This window comes from Vescimonas sp., from assembly GCF_057856985.1.
Genome location: NZ_DBLZXX010000001.1, coordinates 459,133 through 476,921, shown reverse-complemented (window position 1 = coordinate 476,921; position 17,789 = coordinate 459,133). Strand labels below are relative to the sequence as shown.

At 60.7% G+C, this 17,789-nt stretch carries 28 protein-coding genes; all 28 read right to left on the bottom strand.

The annotated features are described in order from the left end of the window. Positions 1-4: 4 nt before the first annotated feature. Complete coding sequence (gene secY, locus ACZM22_RS02210; RefSeq protein ID WP_489542956.1) at positions 5-1,288, bottom strand: preprotein translocase subunit SecY; 1,284 nt, start codon at positions 1,286-1,288, stop codon at positions 5-7. After that, positions 1,289-1,729 carry a 50S ribosomal protein L15 gene (rplO, locus tag ACZM22_RS02205; protein WP_482681568.1) on the bottom strand — a complete coding sequence of 147 codons (441 nt, stop codon included), beginning with the start codon at positions 1,727-1,729 and terminating at the stop codon, positions 1,289-1,291. A 14-nt stretch (positions 1,730-1,743) separates the two neighbouring features. After that, complete coding sequence (gene rpmD / locus ACZM22_RS02200; protein ID WP_482681567.1) at positions 1,744-1,926, bottom strand: 50S ribosomal protein L30; 183 nt, start codon at positions 1,924-1,926, stop codon at positions 1,744-1,746. Between the two features lie 12 nt (positions 1,927-1,938). Beyond that, on the bottom strand, positions 1,939-2,439 hold the full coding sequence (gene rpsE / locus ACZM22_RS02195; protein ID WP_482681566.1) for a 30S ribosomal protein S5: 501 nt from the start codon (positions 2,437-2,439) through the stop codon (positions 1,939-1,941). 17 nt (positions 2,440-2,456) lie between these two features. After that, the gene (rplR, locus tag ACZM22_RS02190; protein ID WP_483268636.1) at positions 2,457-2,816 is read right to left on the bottom strand and encodes a 50S ribosomal protein L18; all 360 of its coding nucleotides are present in this window, start codon (positions 2,814-2,816) and stop codon (positions 2,457-2,459) included. A 14-nt stretch (positions 2,817-2,830) separates the two neighbouring features. Next, the gene (gene rplF / locus ACZM22_RS02185) at positions 2,831-3,376 is read right to left on the bottom strand and encodes a 50S ribosomal protein L6 (protein WP_483268637.1); all 546 of its coding nucleotides are present in this window, start codon (positions 3,374-3,376) and stop codon (positions 2,831-2,833) included. Between the two features lie 15 nt (positions 3,377-3,391). Next, positions 3,392-3,790: a 30S ribosomal protein S8 gene (gene rpsH / locus ACZM22_RS02180; protein WP_483268638.1), complete on the bottom strand. Its 399-nt coding sequence runs from the start codon at positions 3,788-3,790 to the stop codon at positions 3,392-3,394. Positions 3,791-4,078: 288 nt separating this feature from the next. Further along, positions 4,079-4,264, bottom strand: coding sequence for a type Z 30S ribosomal protein S14 (locus ACZM22_RS02175; RefSeq protein ID WP_021858720.1), 186 nt, complete (start codon positions 4,262-4,264; stop codon positions 4,079-4,081). A 16-nt stretch (positions 4,265-4,280) separates the two neighbouring features. Beyond that, positions 4,281-4,820: a 50S ribosomal protein L5 gene (gene rplE, locus ACZM22_RS02170; protein ID WP_483268639.1), complete on the bottom strand. Its 540-nt coding sequence runs from the start codon at positions 4,818-4,820 to the stop codon at positions 4,281-4,283. A gap of 19 nt (positions 4,821-4,839) precedes the next feature. Beyond that, positions 4,840-5,154, bottom strand: coding sequence for a 50S ribosomal protein L24 (gene rplX, locus ACZM22_RS02165; RefSeq protein WP_482681562.1), 315 nt, complete (start codon positions 5,152-5,154; stop codon positions 4,840-4,842). A gap of 14 nt (positions 5,155-5,168) precedes the next feature. Then, a complete protein-coding gene (gene rplN, locus ACZM22_RS02160) occupies positions 5,169-5,537 on the bottom strand; it encodes a 50S ribosomal protein L14 (protein ID WP_022177239.1) in 369 nt (122 codons plus the stop codon). A 15-nt stretch (positions 5,538-5,552) separates the two neighbouring features. Continuing rightward, complete coding sequence (gene rpsQ / locus ACZM22_RS02155) at positions 5,553-5,816, bottom strand: 30S ribosomal protein S17 (protein WP_337591777.1); 264 nt, start codon at positions 5,814-5,816, stop codon at positions 5,553-5,555. Between the two features lies 1 nt (position 5,817). After that, complete coding sequence (gene rpmC / locus ACZM22_RS02150; protein WP_337591776.1) at positions 5,818-6,009, bottom strand: 50S ribosomal protein L29; 192 nt, start codon at positions 6,007-6,009, stop codon at positions 5,818-5,820. Between the two features lies 1 nt (position 6,010). After that, entirely contained in the window at positions 6,011-6,445 is a 435-nt protein-coding gene (rplP, locus tag ACZM22_RS02145; protein WP_337591775.1) for a 50S ribosomal protein L16, read from the bottom strand. Next, a complete protein-coding gene (gene rpsC / locus ACZM22_RS02140) occupies positions 6,445-7,299 on the bottom strand; it encodes a 30S ribosomal protein S3 (protein ID WP_337591774.1) in 855 nt (284 codons plus the stop codon). Before rpsC ends, rplP begins: the two co-directional genes overlap by 1 nt. A 19-nt stretch (positions 7,300-7,318) precedes the next feature. Further along, positions 7,319-7,654 carry a 50S ribosomal protein L22 gene (gene rplV, locus ACZM22_RS02135; protein WP_321044713.1) on the bottom strand — a complete coding sequence of 112 codons (336 nt, stop codon included), beginning with the start codon at positions 7,652-7,654 and terminating at the stop codon, positions 7,319-7,321. A gap of 19 nt (positions 7,655-7,673) precedes the next feature. Beyond that, the gene (gene rpsS, locus ACZM22_RS02130) at positions 7,674-7,937 is read right to left on the bottom strand and encodes a 30S ribosomal protein S19 (RefSeq protein ID WP_321044714.1); all 264 of its coding nucleotides are present in this window, start codon (positions 7,935-7,937) and stop codon (positions 7,674-7,676) included. Between the two features lie 16 nt (positions 7,938-7,953). Continuing rightward, positions 7,954-8,790: a 50S ribosomal protein L2 gene (gene rplB / locus ACZM22_RS02125; RefSeq protein ID WP_483268640.1), complete on the bottom strand. Its 837-nt coding sequence runs from the start codon at positions 8,788-8,790 to the stop codon at positions 7,954-7,956. 18 nt (positions 8,791-8,808) lie between these two features. Then, positions 8,809-9,105, bottom strand: a complete 297-nt coding sequence (gene rplW / locus ACZM22_RS02120; protein ID WP_483268641.1) for a 50S ribosomal protein L23 — start codon at positions 9,103-9,105, stop codon at positions 8,809-8,811. Then, positions 9,105-9,728, bottom strand: coding sequence for a 50S ribosomal protein L4 (gene rplD, locus ACZM22_RS02115; protein WP_484424013.1), 624 nt, complete (start codon positions 9,726-9,728; stop codon positions 9,105-9,107). The genes rplW and rplD overlap by 1 nt, the downstream gene beginning before the upstream one ends. Positions 9,729-9,748: 20 nt before the next feature. Next, positions 9,749-10,468: a 50S ribosomal protein L3 gene (gene rplC / locus ACZM22_RS02110; protein WP_483269094.1), complete on the bottom strand. Its 720-nt coding sequence runs from the start codon at positions 10,466-10,468 to the stop codon at positions 9,749-9,751. Positions 10,469-10,624: 156 nt separating this feature from the next. Continuing rightward, positions 10,625-10,933, bottom strand: a complete 309-nt coding sequence (gene rpsJ, locus ACZM22_RS02105; protein WP_213540701.1) for a 30S ribosomal protein S10 — start codon at positions 10,931-10,933, stop codon at positions 10,625-10,627. A 486-nt stretch (positions 10,934-11,419) separates the two neighbouring features. Beyond that, on the bottom strand, positions 11,420-12,868 hold the full coding sequence (gene cysS / locus ACZM22_RS02100; protein WP_489542955.1) for a cysteine--tRNA ligase: 1,449 nt from the start codon (positions 12,866-12,868) through the stop codon (positions 11,420-11,422). Between the two features lie 315 nt (positions 12,869-13,183). Next, a complete protein-coding gene (gene pgsA / locus ACZM22_RS02095; RefSeq protein ID WP_483269092.1) occupies positions 13,184-13,708 on the bottom strand; it encodes a CDP-diacylglycerol--glycerol-3-phosphate 3-phosphatidyltransferase in 525 nt (174 codons plus the stop codon). Positions 13,709-13,779: 71 nt separating this feature from the next. After that, entirely contained in the window at positions 13,780-15,099 is a 1,320-nt protein-coding gene (gene rimO, locus ACZM22_RS02090; protein ID WP_489542954.1) for a 30S ribosomal protein S12 methylthiotransferase RimO, read from the bottom strand. A gap of 11 nt (positions 15,100-15,110) precedes the next feature. Continuing rightward, the gene (locus ACZM22_RS02085) at positions 15,111-15,731 is read right to left on the bottom strand and encodes a regulatory protein RecX (RefSeq protein ID WP_489542953.1); all 621 of its coding nucleotides are present in this window, start codon (positions 15,729-15,731) and stop codon (positions 15,111-15,113) included. Continuing rightward, complete coding sequence (gene recA, locus ACZM22_RS02080) at positions 15,731-16,837, bottom strand: recombinase RecA (protein ID WP_489542952.1); 1,107 nt, start codon at positions 16,835-16,837, stop codon at positions 15,731-15,733. The genes ACZM22_RS02085 and recA overlap by 1 nt, the downstream gene beginning before the upstream one ends. Positions 16,838-16,903: 66 nt before the next feature. After that, positions 16,904-17,770 (bottom strand): peptide chain release factor N(5)-glutamine methyltransferase, encoded by an 867-nt coding sequence (prmC, locus tag ACZM22_RS02075; RefSeq protein ID WP_489542951.1) that lies wholly within the window; start codon positions 17,768-17,770, stop codon positions 16,904-16,906. Between the last annotated feature and the right edge of the window lie 19 nt (positions 17,771-17,789).

Sequence of the window (17,789 nt, the reverse complement as noted above, 5' to 3'; positions counted from 1 at the left end):
CCTCTTATTCCAGGAAGCCCTTGTACTGACGCATCAGCATCTGGGATTCCAGTGCCTGCACCGTCTCCAGCGCAACACCCACCACGATGATGACGGAGGTACCGCCGATGGACAGGGACGATACGTTCACGACTCTGCCGATCAGCAGGGGCAGGATCGCCACAACGCCCAGGTAGATGGCGCCGAACAGCGTGACCTTGTTGAGGACCTTCTTGATGAAGTCCGCGGTAGGCTTGCCCGGGCGGAAGCCGGGGATGAAGCCGCCGTTCTTCTTCAGGTTGTTGGAGATCTCAACAGGGTTGAACTGGATGGTGGCATAGAAGTAGCTGAAAGCGATGATCATCAGGAAGTAGACGATCATGTACAGCACGCTCTTGCTGTCCACTGCGTTGACCAGCGCGTAGCCGAAGGTTCCCTTCTCGGGAGCGGGCAGGAATGCCGCCACCGTGGGGATGATCATGGCGATGGACTGCGCGAAGATGATGGGCAGAACACCGGACATATTCACCTTCATCGGCAGCGTAGAACTCTGGCCGCCATACATCTTGCGGCCCACCTGACGCTTGGCGTACTGCACGGGGATGCGGCGCTCCGCACCGTTGACCCACGTGATCAGGACGATCAGGGCCAGGATACCCAGCACCACCAGGACGGCCATCCACCAGGTCATGGTACCGCTGCGCAGGGAGCTGCCCATGCTGCCGACCATGCTGGGCACACGGGACAGGATGCCGGCGAACAGGATGATGGAGATACCGTTGCCGATACCGAACTCGGTGATCTGCTCACCCATCCACATGACAAAGGAAGAGCCGGCGATGAAAGAGACAATGATGACCAGAGCGACCCAAACGCCGGAGCCGGTCAGGATACCGTAGTTCTTCATCAGCACGTAGTAGCCCCAGCCCTGCAGGATGGCGATAGCCACCGTGGCATAACGGGTGATGGACTGGATCTTCTTCTTTCCTTCCTCGCCGCCGTCGCGGGCCATGCGCTCCAGCGCAGGGATGGCGATGGTCAGCAGCTGGATGATGATGGAGCTGTTGATATAGGGCTGGACGCCCAGTGCGAACACCGTGGCATTCGCAAACGCGCCGCCGGACATGACGTTGTACAGACCCAGCACCGTGGTGCTCAGCTGGTTCAGGTACTCGCCCAGCAGCTCCGTGTTCACGTAGGGAACAGGGATGGCGTTGCCGATGCGGAAGATCAGCAGCATCAGAGCGGTGAACACGATCTTCTTCCGAAGCTCAGGGATCGCCCATGCCTTTTTGATCGTCTGGATCACTTAGATCACCTCTGCCTTTCCACCAGCTGCTTCGATCGCTTCCTTAGCAGCCTGGGAGAAAGCAGCGGCCTGCACGGTCACCTTCTTGGTAACTTTGCCGTTACCGAGGACCTTGTAGCCGTACTCGCACTTGCTCAGGATACCCTTTGCAAGCAGGGCTTCAGCGGTGACGATCTCGCCGTCCTCAAACTTGTTGAGGGCGCTCAGGTTGATGATTTCCAGGGGCTTGGCAAAAATGTTGTTGAAACCGCGCTTGGGGATGCGGCGTGCCAGAGGCATCTGGCCGCCTTCAAAGCCGATGCGGGTGCCGCCGCCGGAGCGGGCTTTCTGACCCTTGTGGCCGCGGCCTGCGGTCTTGCCGTTGCCGGAGCCGTGTCCACGGCCCTTGCGGTAGGCTTCCTTGGTGGAGCCGGCGGCGGGAGACAGTTCATTCAGTTTCATGCTCTCGCACCTCCTTATTCTACTTCGGTCACCTGAAGCAGGTAACCGATCTTTGCGACCTTGCCGCGGGTCTGAGCGTTGTCAGGCTGCACGGTGGTGTCGCCGATCTTACGCAGGCCCAGAGAGTTGGCAGTGGCGATGTGCTTTTCCAGTCTGCCGTTGAGGCTCTTTACGAGCTGGATCTTCAGATTAGCCATGTTCTCTCCTCCTTAACCCACGATCTCGTCCACGCTCTTGCCGCGGGTGCGGGCGACCTCTTCCGGGGTACGCAGAGCCTTCAGGCCCTCAAAGGTGGCGGCTACCACGTTCACGGCGGTGTTGGAACGCAGGCACTTGGTACGGATATCCTTGATACCGGCAGCTTCCATGATGATACGCACGGGGCCGCCGGCGATCACGCCGGTACCGGGAGCGGCGGGCTTCATCAGCACGCGGCCTGCACCGGCCTCGCCGATGATCTCGTGGGGAATGGTGCTGCCGGACAGGGAAATGGTGATCATGTTCTTCTTGGCGTCCTCGATGCCCTTGCGGATGGCCTCGGGCACCTCGGCGGCCTTACCCAGGCCAAAGCCGACCTTGCCCTTGCCATCGCCCACCACCATCAGGGCGGAGAACTTCATGACACGACCACCCTTAACGGTCTTGGATACGCGGTTGGTAGCGACTACTTTCTCAATGTACTCGCTCTGCTCTCTTTCAAATCTTGCCATTGATAAGTCCTCCTTCCTTAGAATTCCAGGCCGCCCTCGCGGGCGCCTTCAGCCAGCTCGGCCACGCGGCCGTGGTACACGTAACCACCGCGGTCGAACACGACCTGGTCGATGCCCTTGGCCTTGCAGCGCTCGGCCACCAGCTTGCCCACGGCGCGGGCAGCAGCCTTGTTGCCGCCATTGCCCTCGATCTCCTTATCCAGAGAGGAAGCGGACACCAGGGTGTTGCCGGCCACATCGTCGATGACCTGGGCATAGATGTTCTTCTCGCTGCGGAACACGTTCAGACGGGGACGCTCGGGAGTGCCGGACAGCTTGGCACGGACTCTCTTATGGCGCTTCAGACGCTGCGCGTTGGTATCGGGTCTCTTAATCATATCGGCACACCTCCTTACTTCTTGGCACCGGTCTTACCGACCTTGCGGCGGATGACTTCGTCAACATACTTGATGCCCTTGCCCTTATAAGGCTCGGGAGGACGCTTCTCGCGGACTTCCGCCGCGAACTGGCCCACCTTCTGCTTGTCGGGACCGGAAATCACAACCTTGTTGGGAGCGGGAACATCAATGGTGATACCGTCGATCTCGGGCACCTTCACGGGGTGAGAGTAGCCCAGGTTCATGACCAGCTCCTTGCCTTCCTTGGCAGCACGGTAGCCGACACCGTTGATCTCCAGCTCCTTCTTGAAGCCTTCGCTGACACCAACGACCATGTTGTGCAGCAGAGCGCGGGTCATGCCGTGCAGTGCGCAGTGCAGCTTGTCGTCGGAGGGGCGCTTGACGTGGATGACGTTACCGTCCTGCTCCAGGATCATCTCGGGGCGCAGAGCCTGCACCAGAGTGCCCTTGGGGCCCTTGACGGTGACGACGTTGTTCTCCGCGATGGTGACTTCCACACCGGCGGGAACGGTAATGGGCATTCTACCAATTCTCGACATTGTTCAAATACCTCCTTACCATACGAATGCAAGGACTTCGCCGCCGACGTGAGCCGCGCGAGCAGCCTTGTCGGTCATGACGCCCTTGGAAGTGGATACGATCGCAATACCAAGACCACGCAGCACGCGGGGCAGCTCGTCGGCGCCCACATAGACGCGCAGGCCGGGCTTGGACACGCGGCGCAGGCCGGAGATAACCTTCTCCTTGCCGGCGTTGTACTTCAGGGTGATGCGGATGGTGCCCTGAGTACCGTCGTCAACGACCTGGAAGGACTTGATGTAGCCCTCGTCCAGCAGGATCTGAGCGATGCTCTTCTTCATGTTGGAAGCGGGAACATCCACGGTCTCGTGCTTGGCATTGTTGGCGTTGCGGATACGGGTGAGCATATCGGCAACAGGATCAGTGATGTGCATACTTGTAGTTCCTCCTATTTTAGAGTTACAGGCAGATGCCTGTTGAGGCAGCGAGGTATCACTGATAATTTAGTCCGCCGGCCCTCACGACGCCGATGTTTAATTACCAGTGACCTTTCGCCATCCTATAATATTACCGGGAGCCTTGCGGCTCTTAGGTACGTTGGGTCGGCGGAGCGCAATTCCTCCGCCTGCTCCTGGTGAAGATTTTTTCGTCAGACGAGGCGAAGCGACGCCGCTGTACTCTTGTACAGCAAGGAGCTTCAACGAAGTATGACGGAAAAAGATTTACCAGGAAGCCTTGCGGACACCGGGGATCTCGCCCTTGTACGCCAGCGTGCGGAAGCAGATACGGCACACGCCGTAGTCACGCAGATAGGCGTGGGGACGGCCGCACAGCTTGCAGCGGTTGTACTTACGGGTGGAGAATTTTGCAGGCGCCTGCTGCTTCAGGATCATAGACTTTTTAGCCATTTCGTTCTCCTCCTAATCAGCGTTCAAAGGGAGCGCCGACCAGAGTCAGCAGCTCGCGGGCTTCTTCATCGGTCTGGGCGGTGGTGCAGATGACCACATCCATGCCGCGGATCTTGTCGATCTTATCGTACTCGATCTCGGGGAAGATCAGCTGCTCCTTGATGCCCAGGGCATAGTTGCCGCGGCCATCGAAGGCGTTGGCGCTGATGCCGCGGAAGTCACGGACACGGGGCAGAGCCACGTTGAACAGACGATCCAGGAACTCCCACATCTTGTCGCCGCGCAGCGTGACCTTGGCGCCCACGGGCATGCCCTCACGCAGCTTGAAGTTTGCAACGGACTTCTTGGCGATGGTGATGATGGCCTTCTGGCCGGTGATGGTGGCCAGATCGCTGCACACAGCGTCCAGAACCTTGGCGTTCTCACGAGCCTCACCGCAGCCCACGTTCACGACGACCTTGTCGATCTTGGGGATCTGCATGGTGGACTTGTAGCCGAACTTCTTGAAGAGAGCGGGAGCCACTTCTTCGGTATACTTAACTTTCAGACGTGCCATTTACAACCTCTCTCCTTTCTCACAGGGCGGCGCCGCAGTGCTTGCACACGCGGACTTTCTTGCCGTCCTTGATCTCATAGGCCACGCGGGTGGGCTTGTCGCACTTGGGGCAGACCACCTGGACCTTGCTGGCGTAGATGGCTGCCTCGCGCTTGACGATACCGCCCTCTTCACCCTGCTTGCGGGGCTTGATGTGGCAGGTCACCATGTTGATGCCCTCCACCACGACCTTGCGCTCGCTGGGGACAGTGCCCAGCACCTTGCCGGACTTGCCCTTGTCCTTGCCGGACAGAACAACGACCTTGTCGTTCTTCTTGATCTTCAGACTATTCATGTGACCGGCCCTCCTTAAATAACTTCGGGAGCGAGGGACAGGATCTTCATGTAATCCTTGTCGCGCAGCTCACGAGCAACCGGCCCAAAGATACGGGTACCTCTGGGGTTCTTATCGTCCTTGATGAGGACGGCGGCGTTGTCGTCGAAACGGACGTAAGTGCCGTCGGCGCGGCGGACGCCCTTGGCGGAGCGAACGATAACGGCCTTGACGACCTCGCCCTTCTTCACCTGGCCGCCGGGGGTGCTCTTGCGGACGGAAGCAACGATCACATCGCCGATGTTGCCGTACTTACGCTTGGAGCCGCCCAGAACGCGGATGCACTTGATCTCCTTGGCGCCGGTATTATCGGCAACCTTCAGATAGGACTCTTGCTGAATCATACTTGCGGCACCTCCTTACTTAGCCTTCTCGACGATCTCGACCACGCGCCAACGCTTGTCCTTGGACAGGGGGCGGGTCTCCATCACCTTCACGATGTCGCCAACACCGCAAGTGTTCTGCTCGTCATGAGCTTTCAGCTTGTAGGTGCGGCCGACGATCTTCTTATACAGAGGATGGGCGACGCGGTCTTCAATAGCGACGACCACGGTCTTGTCCATCTTATCGGAAACGACCTTGCCGACTCTGGTCTTGCGGGAGGAAATTCTCTTCTCTTCCATTTTACTTCTCCTCCTTTTCACGGATAACGGTCTTCACGCGGGCGATATCGCGCTTCGTCTCGGCGATCTTGAGAGGATTGTCCAGCTGATTGGTTGCGTGCTGCATACGCAGGAAGAACAGATCCTTCTTCAGGGAGTCCAGCTTCTCGTTGAGCTGCTCCACGGTCATTGCACGTACTTCAGTTGCCTTCATCTCATTCACCTACTTCCTGGGCTTCGAGATCCTCGCGCTTGACGATCTTCGTCTTGATGGGCAGCTTGTGGCTGGCCAGACGCAGGGCCTCGCGGGCGACCTCTTCGGAAACACCGGCGATCTCAAACATGACACGGCCGGGCTTGACTACTGCGACCCAATACTCGGGGGAACCCTTACCGGAACCCATGCGGGTCTCGGCCGGCTTCTCGGTGATGGGCTTGTCGGGGAAGATCTTGATCCAGACCTGACCGCCACGCTTGGTATAACGGGTCATGGCGATACGGGCGGCTTCGATCTGATTGCTGGTGATCCAGCTGGGCTCCAGGGCAACCAGACCGTACTCGCCGTAGGTCACCTTATTGCCGCGCATGGCCTTGCCGGTGAGGCGGCCACGGTGTACTCTGCGGTACTTAACTCTCTTGGGCAGAAGCATTACTGAGCGCCTCCTTCTTTCTTTTCTGCGGGCTTGCGGAAGCCGCCCTCAGGACGGGGACCGCGGTTGAAGCCGCCGTTCTGGCGGTCACGGTTGAAGCCGCCGTTCTGGCCATCGCGGCGGAAGCCGCCGCGGCGGTCGCCGTCACGACGGTTGCCGCGACGCTCACGACGCTCCTGATAGGGCTTGCTGGTGTCCAGGGTACGCGGGGTGGTGCGCAGCGCCTGGGACAGGATCTCGCCCTTGTAGATCCACACCTTCACGCCGATGCGGCCGAAGGTGGTGGCAGCCTCAGCAAAGCCGTAGTCGATGTCGGCGCGCAGGGTCTGCAGGGGGATGGTGCCCTCGTGATAATGCTCGGAGCCGGCGATCTCACGGCCGCCCAGACGGCCGCCGCAGTTGCACTTGATGCCCTTGGCACCGGCGCGCATGGCGCGGCCCATGGCGTTCTTCATGGCGCGGCGGTGGGAAATACGCTTCTCCAGCTGGGCGGCGATATTCTCGGCCACCAGCTGAGCGTCCATATCGGGGTTGCGGACCTCGACGATGTTCAGCTTCACGGTCTTGCCGATCAGCTTCTCCACGTCCTTGCGGTACTGCTCGATCTGCTCACCGCCCTTGCCGATGACCACGCCGGGACGGGCCACGTGCAGGTAGATGGTGACGACCTCGTTGCTGCGCTCGATCTCGATCTTGGAGACGCCGGCAGCGAACAGCAGCTTCTTCAGGTACACACGGATCTTGTGGTCCTCGACCAGCAGGTCGCCGACCTTCTCGTTACTGGCATACCAGCGGGAATCCCAGTCTTTGATGACGCCCACGCGCATGCCATGGGGATTGACTTTCTGACCCATTTAACTGTTCCTCCCTTTCTTAGTCTCTCTCAGCGACGGCCAGCGTCACGTGAGAGGTTCTCTTGTTGATGCGGTAGGCGCGGCCCTGTGCCCGAGGCATCATGCGCTTGAGGATGGGGCCGGGGGTGGCGAACACCTGAGTGACCACCAGCTTGTCCGGGTCCATGCTGAAGTTGTTCTCAGCATTGGCGCAGGCGCTCTTAAGCAGCTTCACCAGCGGCTCGGAGGCGGACTTGGGGGTGTTCATCAGGATGGCCATAGCAGTCTTGGCATCCTTGCCGCGGATCAGATCGCAGACGATCTGGACCTTGCGGGGAGAGATGCGGACGTATCTCAGATATGCTTTCGCTTCCATATTACTCTGCATCCTCCTTTTACGCTTTCTTGGTGTGGCCGCGGAAGGTACGAGTGGGCGCGAACTCGCCCAGCTTGTGACCCACCATGTCCTCCTGCACGTAGACAGGCACATGACGGCGGCCGTCGTGGACAGCGATGGTATGGCCGACGAAGGCGGGGAAGATGGTGGAGCTGCGGCTCCAGGTCTTCAGCACATTCTTCTCGCCCTTGGCGTTCATTTCTTCGACCCGCTTCAGCAGCTCAGGGGCAACATACGGGCCTTTTTTGATAGATCTGCTCATATTTCTTTTGCCTCCTTTACTTCACGTTGCGACGCTTGACAATGAACTTGTCGGTGGGATTCTTCTTCTTGCGGGTCTTGTAACCCAGAGCCGGCTTGCCCCAAGGAGTGACAGGGCCGGGACGGCCCACGGGGGACTTGCCTTCACCACCGCCGTGGGGGTGGTCGCAGGGGTTCATGACGGAACCGCGGACGGTGGGACGCCAACCCATGTGACGCTTGCGGCCGGCCTTACCGATCTGGATGTTCTCATGCTCCAGATTGCCGACCTGGCCAATGCAGGCGGTGCAGTTGGTGCGGATGATGCGGACCTCGCCGGAGGGCATACGGATCTGGGCGTTGGCGCCCTCCTTAGCCATCAGCTGCGCATAGGCGCCGGCGGAACGAACCAGCTGGGCGCCCTTGCCGGGGTGCATCTCGATGTTGTGGATCACAGTACCAACGGGGATGTTGGCGATGGGCAGGCAGTTGCCGGGCTTGATGTCGGCAGCGGCGCTGGACAGCACCTTGTCACCGGCGGTCAGGCCGACGGGAGCGATGATGTAGCGCTTCTCGCCATCCTCATACTGCACCAGCGCGATGTTGGCGCTGCGGTTGGGATCGTACTCCAGACGCAGGACAGTGGCTTCCATATCCACCTTGTCGCGCTTGAAGTCGATGACGCGGTACTTGCGCTTCTCGCCGCCGCCGCGATGGCGGACGGTGATGCGGCCGTAGCTGTTGCGACCAGCGTTCTTCTTCAGCACCTCGGTCAGGCTGGACTCGGGCTTGGCGTGCTTATCGATGCCGTCGAAGCCGGAGACAGTCATGTGCCGGCGGGAAGGGGTGGTCGGCTTAAAAGTTTTGATAGACATTCTCTACACTCCCTTCTCTTACACCATACCCTCGAAGAACTCGATGGTCTTGGAATCGTCAGTCAGCTGGACATAAGCCTTTTTCCAGCTCTTGCGCTGGCCGGGACGGCCGGCGCCCATGCGCTTGGTCTTGCCATCGTAGTTGATGGTGTTGACCTTGGCGACCTTCACGCCGAAGATCTTCTCCACAGCGTTCTTGATCTCGATCTTGCCGGCGGTGGGAGCCACTTCAAAGACGTACTTCTTTTCGGAAGTAGCGGCCATGGAGCGCTCGGTAATGACCGGACGGATGATGATGTCGTATACGTTAGCCATTATGCGAACACCTCCTCGATTACTGCGAGGGCTTCCTTATCCAGCACCAGATACTTGGCGTTCAGAATGTCATAGACATTGATCAGGTTTGCCATGGAAGTAACGACGCCGGGGATGTTGCGGGCGCTCTTGACGATGACCTCGTCCTTGGCGGGGGTGACCACCAGAGACTTGCCGTCAGCCTTGACGGCGGTCAGGAAAGCGCGGAAGTCCTTGGTCTTGATGCTGTCCATCTTGATGCTGTCGATGACGATGATCTCGCCGGCAGCAGCCTTGGCGGACAGAGCGGATTTCATAGCCAGTCTCTTGACCTTCTTGTTCAGAACGTAAGAGTAGCTGCGGGGCTTGGGGGCAAACACGATGCCGCCGTGGGTCCACTGGGGAGCACGGGTGCTGCCCTGACGGGCGTGACCGGTGCCCTTCTGACGCCAGGGCTTCTTGCCGCCGCCGGAAACCTCGGCGCGGGTCAGAGCGCTCTGGGTGCCCTGACGGCAGTTGGCCAGATGGTTCTTCACCACTTCATGGACAACAGCGGTGTTCGGCTCGATGCCGAAAATGCCGTCGTTCAGTTCAACAGTACCGACCTCAGCGCCGGCCATGTTCAAAACTTTGATGGTAGACATATCCTTAAGCACTCCTTTCCTTACTTAGTACGGGCGGAAGCCTTCTGCGGGTTACGACCGGAAGCCTTCTGCGGGTTGTTGCTGATGCCGCTGTCAGCGTGCTTGATGCGGTGGGTCTTGACGGTGCTCTTGATGAGGACCAGACCGCCCTTGGGGCCGGGAACGGCGCCGCGCACAGCGATGAGATTCAGCTCGGGATCGACCTTGACGATGTCCAGGTTCTGGATGGTGACCTGGTCGCAGCCCATCTGGCCAGCGCCGATCTTGCCCTTGAAAATGCGGCTGGGATCGGTGGTGGAGCCCATGGAGCCGGCGTGACGGTGCACGGGGCCGCCGCCGTGGCTCATGGGAGTACGGCCGGCGTTCCAGCGCTTCACGACGCCCTGGTAGCCGTGGCCCTTGCTGGTGCCGGTGACATCCACGAAGTCGCCTTCCTTAAAGGTGTCGGCCTTCACGATGTCGCCCACGTTCAGCTCGGCGGCATTCTCCAGATCGAACTCGCGCAGGTACTTCTTGGGGGCGACGCCGGCCTTGTTCAGGTGGCCCATCTCGGGCTTGGTCAGCTTGCGCTCGGGGATATCCTCGTAGCCCAGCTGGACGGCGGCGTAGCCTTCCTTCTCGGCAGTCTTTTTCTGGACGACAGTGCAGGGGCCCGCCTCGATCACGGTGACGGGGATCACCTTGCCGTTTTCGTCGAAGATCTGAGACATACCGACTTTCTTGCCAATGATTGCCTTCATGTATGATCCTCCTTAAAGGTTATTGGTCGGCATAGATTCAATCTGCATTGGGATCAGATCGCTTGCTCTGCCGACGTAACCCCCGCCCGCCTCACGCAAGTCGGCGGACAGTCGGGTAGCAAGCAAATTGTTTGCGGGGGAATTATATAAGGTGGGTTACAGCTTGATCTCGATCTCCACACCGGCGGGCAGATCCAGGGCCATCAGCGCCTCCACGGTCTTAGGGGTGGAGTTGGTGATGTCGATCAGTCTCTTGTGGGTGCGGCGCTCGAACTGCTCACGGCTGTCCTTATACTTGTGGGTAGCGCGCAGGATGGTGACGATCTCTTTCTTGGTGGGCAGAGGGATGGGGCCGGAGACAGCAGCGCCGGTGCGCTTGGCGGTCTCGACGATCTTCTCTGCGGACTGGTCGATGACCTGATGGTCATAGGCCTTCAGACGAATGCGAATCATTTCTTTTGCCATTTGGTCTTTTCCTCCATGTTTTCGTACGGTTTTTTCTGCGTGACCTACTGCCGTACGGCGGGAAATTTCTTGTTCACCGTTCCGTGCGTATCATTCCGGCTCATAAGAAACACCGGCTTTGGGCCGGTGTCCTTCTGGCGCGGCGATCTACGCCGACGAACAGAAATCTCTCAGCCGCCCGATTATCGGACATACTCCCCGGAAGTTACCTCCTTGCAGAGCAATCTCCCGGTTCATCGCATTTGTAAACGCCTCCGGGCGTGTTGTGCCCATTGCGCGCGTACCGGTATATTGTATAGGAAAACACAGCTGGTGTCAAGGGTATTTTTCTATTTTGTTTACAAAATTTCCAGGGCGTTTTCGGCAGTTCTGACAAAGTTTTGATATGGGGTGCGGCGGGCCGTGCCGCTCCCTCCCCTGCTGGGGTCAAGGCAGGAAAAGAGCCGCCGTAAGGCGGCTCTTTTGGCGGTTTTGGGGAGCGCGGTCTTACACCCGCTTCCATTTGGCGCCGTTGGGGATGTCAGCAAGCTCGATGCCCTGGGCCTTCAGCTCATCGCGGATGCGGTCGGCCTCGGCAAAATTCTTGGCCTTCTTGGCGTCGGCCCGGGCGCGGATCAGCGCCTCCACGGCGCCATCGGCCTCGCCGGACTCGCTGATGACGGTGAACTCACCGGCGGCAGGAGCAGCCGCGGCCTGCTTGCTGCGCAGCTGCGCCGCCTTCTCCAGCAGCTTCAGGCCCAGTACGGTGTCGAAGCTGTCCAGCAGGGCCAGCTTGGTCTTATCGTTGGTTTTGGCCTTCAGTACATCGTACAGCACGGTGACGGCCATGGAGGTGTTCAGGTCGTTGTCCATGGCGGCGGTGAACTTGGCCCTGTACTCATCGAAGGCGGCCTGATCCACCTCACCCTCGTCCTTCAGGGCGGCGATGCGGGTCAGCAGCTTGTTGTAGGCCACGGTGGCGTTGTCCAAATTCTCCCAGGTGAACACCAGGCTCTTACGGTAGTGGCTCTGGAGGCAGAAGAAACGGTAGGCCAGGGGGTCGTAGCCCTTCTCCTCCAGCAGAGAGACGGTGAGGAACTCGCCCTTGGACTTGGACATCTTGCCGTGGTCGGTGTTCAGATGGGCCACATGGCACCAGTGAGGGCACCAAGGATGGCCCAGATAGCTCTCGGACTGGGCGATCTCGTTGGTGTGGTGGGGAAAGGCGTTGTCCACACCGCCGCAGTGAAGATCCAGATACTCTCCGTTGTACTTCATGGAGATGCCGGAGCACTCAATGTGCCAGCCGGGATAGCCCACGCCCCACGGGGAGTCCCATTTCAGGGCCTGATCCTCGAACTTGGACTTGGTGAACCACAGGACAAAGTCGTTCCTGTTGCGCTTGTTGGTGTCCTCCTCCACGCCCTCGCGGACGCCCACCGCCAGATCCTCCTCGTTGTGGTCGTTGAAGATGTAGTACCGCTCCAGCTTGGAGGTGTCGAAGTACACGTTGCCGCCGGCCACATAGGCATAGCCCTTCTCCAGCAGGCGGGAGATGATCTTGATATAGTCATCGATGAGGCCGGTAGCGGGCTGCACCACGTCGGGGCGCTTGATGTTCAGCTTCCGGCAGTCGGAGAAAAACGCATCGGTGTAGTACTGGGCGATCTCCATAACGGTCTTATGCTCGCGCCGAGCGCCCTTGAGCATCTTATCCTCGCCCTCGTCGGCGTCGGAGGTCAGGTGTCCCACGTCGGTGATGTTCATGACGCGGTTCACGTCATAGCCCACGTAGCGCAGGTACTTCTCCAGCACGTCCTCCATGATGTAGGAGCGCAGGTTGCCGATGTGGGCAAAGTGGTACACCGTGGGGCCGCAGGTGTACATCTCCACATGGCCGGGGGTGTGGGTCTTGAATTCCTCTTTCTTATGGGTGGCGGAATTATACAGATACATGACGATCCTCCTATGATCTACATTATAATAGTATGCGCAGAAAGCAGAACGCCTCCCATGCCCGCAGGCATGAGAGGCGAATAAAGGCTTCGCGGTTCCACTCTCGTTTATCACTCAGGTGCGGCCCATGACGCAGGCCATGCGGAGGGCATCCACAGCCCCCGCGCTCCCAGACGCACTTTCTGTCCGCAGCGGGTGAGTGGGCTTACAGCCGGCGGCCCTCTCTCTCTTGCCCCGTGGGGTGGACATACTCTTTCCGATCATCGCGCTATTCGATTGCATCCTATGGTAGCAGGATTTTCGTCCGGTGTCAAGTTATTTGATGACCTTGAACACATCGGCGTTCTTGGCGAAATACTCTATGCCGGAGTAGACGGTGGTGACCAGGATCACGCCCTGGCACACATAGTTCAGCCACTGGGGGATGCCGAACAGGATCAGGCAGATGCACACCATGGTGCTGGCGGTCTTGATCTTGCCGGACCAACCGGCGGCGATGACGCGCCCCTTCTCCACAGCCACAAGGCGCATGCCGGATACGGCAAACTCCCGCAGCAGCACGATAGCCAGTACCCACGCGGCAAAGGTACCTTCCTCCACGAACCAGCACAGCGCCGCCATCACCAGGCACTTGTCCGCCAGCGGGTCCATGAACTTGCCGAAATCGGAGATCTGGTTGTAGTGACGGGCAATGTAGCCGTCCAGCAGGTCGGTGAGACAGGCGACGATATAGATGCCCAGCGCCACATAGCGGCAGCCGGGGAAGCCCCAGTACAGCACCACCAGGAAAACGGGGATCATCAGCACCCGCAGGATCGTCAGTTTGTTCGCGGTCGTCATGGTATGTATCAGCCTTTCGTTGTATTCTTTCCGTATTGTAGCACGGGCGGCAGGAAATGAAAAGTGTTTTTTTACTCCGCGACCTCGCCGGTGAGCTCGCCGTCCATGGCTCCGGTGATGCGCACCGGCACGAACTCGCCCGCCTCCACCTCGTGGTCGGCGGTGAAGTAGATCCGGCCGTCGATGTCAGGGCTCTCGGCATAGCTGCGGCCCACGAACATCATGGACTGGCTGTCAAACCCGTCGCACAGCACCTCCGTCACCGTCCCCATGCGGCTGTCGTTGAAGTCGTCCATAATGCGGGACTGGACATCCACGATCAGGTCGGCGCGGCGCTCGGCCTCATCGGTGTCCACGCGGTTGAGCATCCTGGCGGCGGGGGTGCCCTCCTCGGGGGAGTAGGGGAACACGCCGGCCCGCTCGATCCGGACCTCCTGTAAAAATTCGCACAGCTCCTCGAAGGCGGCCTCGTCCTCGTAGGGCAGGCCGGTGATGAGACTGGTGCGCAGCACCAGACCGGGAATGCGGCCGCGCAGCTTCCGGAACAGAGCCAGCAGCTCCGCCTTGTCGCCGCGGCGGTTCATGGCTTTCAGCACCTTGTCGTTGCAGTGCTGGATGGGGATGTCCAGATAGGGAAGCACCTTGTCCTCGGCGGCGATGGTATCGATCAGCTCATCGGTGAACTCGTCGGGGTACAGATAGTGCAGGCGGATCCAGCGGAAATCCATCTTGCACAGCTCCCGCAGCAGCGCCGCCAGCTTCCGCTCTCCGTACAGGTCGATGCCGTAACGGGTGATGTCCTGAGCGATGACGATGCACTCCCTGACGCCGGCGTCCGACAGCTTCCGGGCCTCGGCCAGCACGTCCTCCATGCGGCGGCTGCGGTAGCGGCCCCGGAGGGACGGAATGACGCAGTAGGCGCAGCGGTTGTCGCAGCCCTCGGCAATACGCAGGTAGGCATAGTGCCCCGGGGTGGTGAGGACGCGATCGAACTCGTCGATCATGCCATGGATGTCGGCAAAGCGGCAGGGGCGGCCGCCGGCCATCAGCTCCGCCAGCGCCGGTACGATCTCGCCGTAGCTGCCGGTGCCCATGATACCGTCCACCTCCGGCAGCTCCGTCAGGATCTCCTGCTGGTAGCGCTGGGTGAGACAGCCGGTGACCAGAATTTTCTGCACCTGACCCTCCGCCTTCAGCGCCGCCACGGAGAGGATCGTGTCAATGGCCTCCTCCTTGGCGCTGTCGATGAAGCCGCAGGTGTTGATGACCACCACATCGGCGCCGGCAGGCTCCTCCTGCAGGGTGTGGCCCGCGTCGCGGCACAGGGCCATCATCTGCTCGGTATTCACCAGATTCTTGGCACAGCCAAGGGAAATAAAGGAAACTTTCACGTCTTGCTACCTCATGTTTCATCGATCTCTTGCCCCATCCCGTTGAGGATGGGGCGGATGTCCTGCCACGAAAAGCCGCGGCGCTGGAGGGCGGCGGCCAGGCGGCGGCTGTCCTCGGGTGTCAGCGGGCGACCCCGCAGCTTGGCGCAGAGGAATTTTTCAATGGCTTCCTGCGGCGGGGGCAGCTGCTTCAGCGCCTCGTCCCATAGCTCCTTGGGAACGCCGCGGCGGTGCAGCTCCTGCCGGACGCGGGCAGCGCCGCAGCCCATGGCGCCGTAGTGCCGGACGATGACCCCTGCGTAGGCGGTGTCATCCACCGCCCCCAGATCCTCCAGCCAGTCCGCCGTCTCGGCGGCGTCATCCGGTGAAGCGCCCTTTTTCGTCAGGCGCTCCGTCAGTTCCTTTTTGGACAGCATGCGGCCGGAGGCCATGCTGGCGCCGCGGCGTCTGGTGTCGGAGCGGCGGGCCGCGGCCCGCAATTCCTCCAGCGTCTCCGGCGGCAGGTCAAGGCCCTGATATAAGCCAAATTGCAGAAGCTCCGCGCCGGTGATCCGGAGGAGCGTTCCATCCTCCAGATACACCAGCACGCGCTCCTGCTTGTGTTTGGAATTTTCCAGTCGCTCGATGCGCATCAGTCGGCGTCGTCGAAGTCGTCGGCGGACACGTCCACCGCACGGCCCGCAGCTTTGGCGGCGGTGCGGGACTGGGCGCCCATCAGCTTGTGGAAGTTCTCCCGGACAGCAGTCTCCAGCTTGTCCGCCTCCTCCGGATGGTCGCGGAAGTACTGCTTGGCGGCGTCGCGGCCCTGTCCCAGACGGACCTCGCCCATGTTGAACCACGAGCCGCTCTTCTGCACCAGATCCAGCTTCACCGCCAGATCCAGCAGGTCGCCCAGCTTGCTGATGCCCTCGCCGTACATGATGTCAAACTCCGCCTCGCGGAACGGGGGAGCCACCTTGTTCTTCACCACCTTGGCGCGGGTGCGGTTGCCGATGACCTCGCCGCCGGACTTCAGCGTCTCGATGCGGCGCACGTCGATGCGGACGGAGGCGTAGAACTTCAGGGCGCGGCCGCCGGTGGTGACCTCGGGGTTGCCGTACATGACGCCCACCTTCTCACGGAGCTGGTTGATGAAGATAACGATGGAGTTGGTCTTGTTGATGACGCCGGTGAGCTTGCGCAGCGCCTGACTCATCAGGCGTGCGTGAAGGCCCACAAAGCTGTCGCCCATCTCGCCCTCGATCTCAGCACGGGGCACCAGCGCGGCCACGGAGTCCACCACCACCACGTCGATGGCACCGGAGCGCACCAGCGCCTCTGTGATCTCCAGCGCCTGCTCGCCGGTGTCGGGCTGGGAGATGAGCATATCCTCCACGTTGACCCCCAGCGCTTTGGCATAGGTGGGGTCCAGCGCGTGCTCGGCGTCTACAAAGGCCACCTCGCCGCCCATCTTCTGGGCCTCCGCCAGCACATGGAGGGCCAGCGTGGTCTTACCGGAGGACTCCGGTCCGTAGATCTCCACGATACGGCCCCGGGGCAGACCGCCGATGCCCAGCGCCAGATCCAGCGACAGAGATCCGGTGGGGATAGCCTCCACGTTCAGGGCGCTCTCCGCGCCGTAGCGCATGATGGAGCCCTTGCCGTACATCTTCTCGATCTGCTGCATGGCGGTTTCCAGCGCCTTTTTCTTGTCGGACGCCGCCGCGGGCTGGACCGCAGGTTCTTTCTTCGCTGCCATTGTTCCGTCCTCCTCTGTTGGTTTATACCTATTTTATTGGAACTGCTGTCCCGAAAAACGGACAGTTCAGATCTCCGTATGCAGAATGCCCCAGACCACACGGGGGATGCCGTTGAGATCGGGGATCACCTCGATGTCGCCGAAGCCCACGGCACGCATAATGCGCAGCACGTCATCGGCCTGGCCGATACCCACCTCGAAGTACAGCCGTCCGCCGGGACGCAGGGCGCCGCGCCAGTTCTCGCAGATGGCGCGATAGAAGTCCAGGCCGTCGGCGCCGCCCTTCAGCGCCAGATGGGGCTCATAGTCCCGCACCGAGGGGTCCAGCCCCGCGATGTCGCCGTCAGGGATATAGGGTGGGTTGGACACGATGCAGTCGAACTCCCCCAGACGCGGAGGCGCTTTTTCCAGCGCGTTGAGCTGCATGGACACCACCTGACCGGACAGACCGGTACGGCGGATGTTCTGGCGGCAGACGCGCAGCGCGCCCTCGTCGATCTCCCCCAGCACCATATGGCTGCCGGAGACGTGCTTGGCCACGGCAAGACCGACGCAGCCGGAACCGGCGCACAGATCCAGTACACGGGGCGACTCAACGCCCTGCAGGCCCTCGATGGCGGCGGCGGCCAGCACCTCCGTGTCCGGGCGGGGGATCAGCACCCGCTCCGAGATGTCCAGCGGCAGGCCGTAAAACTCCCACTCGCCGATGAGATAGGCCACCGGCTCGCCCTCCAGATGGCGCTGCACCAGCGCTCTGGCCTGCTGCTCCACGGCATCGGGGACGTAGAGACGGCTGGCGCGGCTCAGTTCCTCCCTGCTCTTACCGGCGGCGCAGCACACCAGTTCACGGGCCTCCAGCGTGGCGGCGGGCAGGCCCGCCTGGTGGAGCTGCTGGCGAATATCCAAATACAGATTGTTATATGTAATTGCCATAATACGATGCGTTATCCCC

Excerpts from the sequence above, each read along its gene's own strand:
- rplO (WP_482681568.1), bottom strand. The coding sequence starts at position 1,729 with ATGAAACTGAATGAACTGTCTCCCGCCGCCGGCTCCACCAAGGAAGCC.
- rpmD (WP_482681567.1), bottom strand. The coding sequence starts at position 1,926 with ATGGCTAATCTGAAGATCCAGCTCGTAAAGAGCCTCAACGGCAGACTG.
- rpsE (WP_482681566.1), bottom strand. The coding sequence starts at position 2,439 with ATGGCAAGATTTGAAAGAGAGCAGAGCGAGTACATTGAGAAAGTAGTC.
- rplR (WP_483268636.1), bottom strand. The coding sequence starts at position 2,816 with ATGATTAAGAGACCCGATACCAACGCGCAGCGTCTGAAGCGCCATAAG.
- rplF (WP_483268637.1), bottom strand. The coding sequence starts at position 3,376 with ATGTCGAGAATTGGTAGAATGCCCATTACCGTTCCCGCCGGTGTGGAA.
- rpsH (WP_483268638.1), bottom strand. The coding sequence starts at position 3,790 with ATGCACATCACTGATCCTGTTGCCGATATGCTCACCCGTATCCGCAAC.
- ACZM22_RS02175 (WP_021858720.1), bottom strand. The coding sequence starts at position 4,264 with ATGGCTAAAAAGTCTATGATCCTGAAGCAGCAGGCGCCTGCAAAATTC.
- rplE (WP_483268639.1), bottom strand. The coding sequence starts at position 4,820 with ATGGCACGTCTGAAAGTTAAGTATACCGAAGAAGTGGCTCCCGCTCTC.
- rplX (WP_482681562.1), bottom strand. The coding sequence starts at position 5,154 with ATGAATAGTCTGAAGATCAAGAAGAACGACAAGGTCGTTGTTCTGTCC.
- rplN (WP_022177239.1), bottom strand. The coding sequence starts at position 5,537 with ATGATTCAGCAAGAGTCCTATCTGAAGGTTGCCGATAATACCGGCGCC.
- rpsQ (WP_337591777.1), bottom strand. The coding sequence starts at position 5,816 with ATGGAAGAGAAGAGAATTTCCTCCCGCAAGACCAGAGTCGGCAAGGTC.
- rpmC (WP_337591776.1), bottom strand. The coding sequence starts at position 6,009 with ATGAAGGCAACTGAAGTACGTGCAATGACCGTGGAGCAGCTCAACGAG.
- rplP (WP_337591775.1), bottom strand. The coding sequence starts at position 6,445 with ATGCTTCTGCCCAAGAGAGTTAAGTACCGCAGAGTACACCGTGGCCGC.
- rpsC (WP_337591774.1), bottom strand. The coding sequence starts at position 7,299 with ATGGGTCAGAAAGTCAATCCCCATGGCATGCGCGTGGGCGTCATCAAA.
- rplV (WP_321044713.1), bottom strand. The coding sequence starts at position 7,654 with ATGGAAGCGAAAGCATATCTGAGATACGTCCGCATCTCTCCCCGCAAG.
- rpsS (WP_321044714.1), bottom strand. The coding sequence starts at position 7,937 with ATGAGCAGATCTATCAAAAAAGGCCCGTATGTTGCCCCTGAGCTGCTG.
- rplB (WP_483268640.1), bottom strand. The coding sequence starts at position 8,790 with ATGTCTATCAAAACTTTTAAGCCGACCACCCCTTCCCGCCGGCACATG.
- rplW (WP_483268641.1), bottom strand. The coding sequence starts at position 9,105 with ATGGCTAACGTATACGACATCATCATCCGTCCGGTCATTACCGAGCGC.
- rplD (WP_484424013.1), bottom strand. The coding sequence starts at position 9,728 with ATGTCTACCATCAAAGTTTTGAACATGGCCGGCGCTGAGGTCGGTACT.
- rplC (WP_483269094.1), bottom strand. The coding sequence starts at position 10,468 with ATGAAGGCAATCATTGGCAAGAAAGTCGGTATGTCTCAGATCTTCGAC.
- rpsJ (WP_213540701.1), bottom strand. The coding sequence starts at position 10,933 with ATGGCAAAAGAAATGATTCGCATTCGTCTGAAGGCCTATGACCATCAG.
- cysS (WP_489542955.1), bottom strand. The coding sequence starts at position 12,868 with ATGTATCTGTATAATTCCGCCACCCATAAGAAAGAGGAATTCAAGACC.
- pgsA (WP_483269092.1), bottom strand. The coding sequence starts at position 13,708 with ATGACGACCGCGAACAAACTGACGATCCTGCGGGTGCTGATGATCCCC.
- ACZM22_RS02085 (WP_489542953.1), bottom strand. The coding sequence starts at position 15,731 with ATGCGCATCGAGCGACTGGAAAATTCCAAACACAAGCAGGAGCGCGTG.
- recA (WP_489542952.1), bottom strand. The coding sequence starts at position 16,837 with ATGGCAGCGAAGAAAGAACCTGCGGTCCAGCCCGCGGCGGCGTCCGAC.
- prmC (WP_489542951.1), bottom strand. The coding sequence starts at position 17,770 with ATGGCAATTACATATAACAATCTGTATTTGGATATTCGCCAGCAGCTC.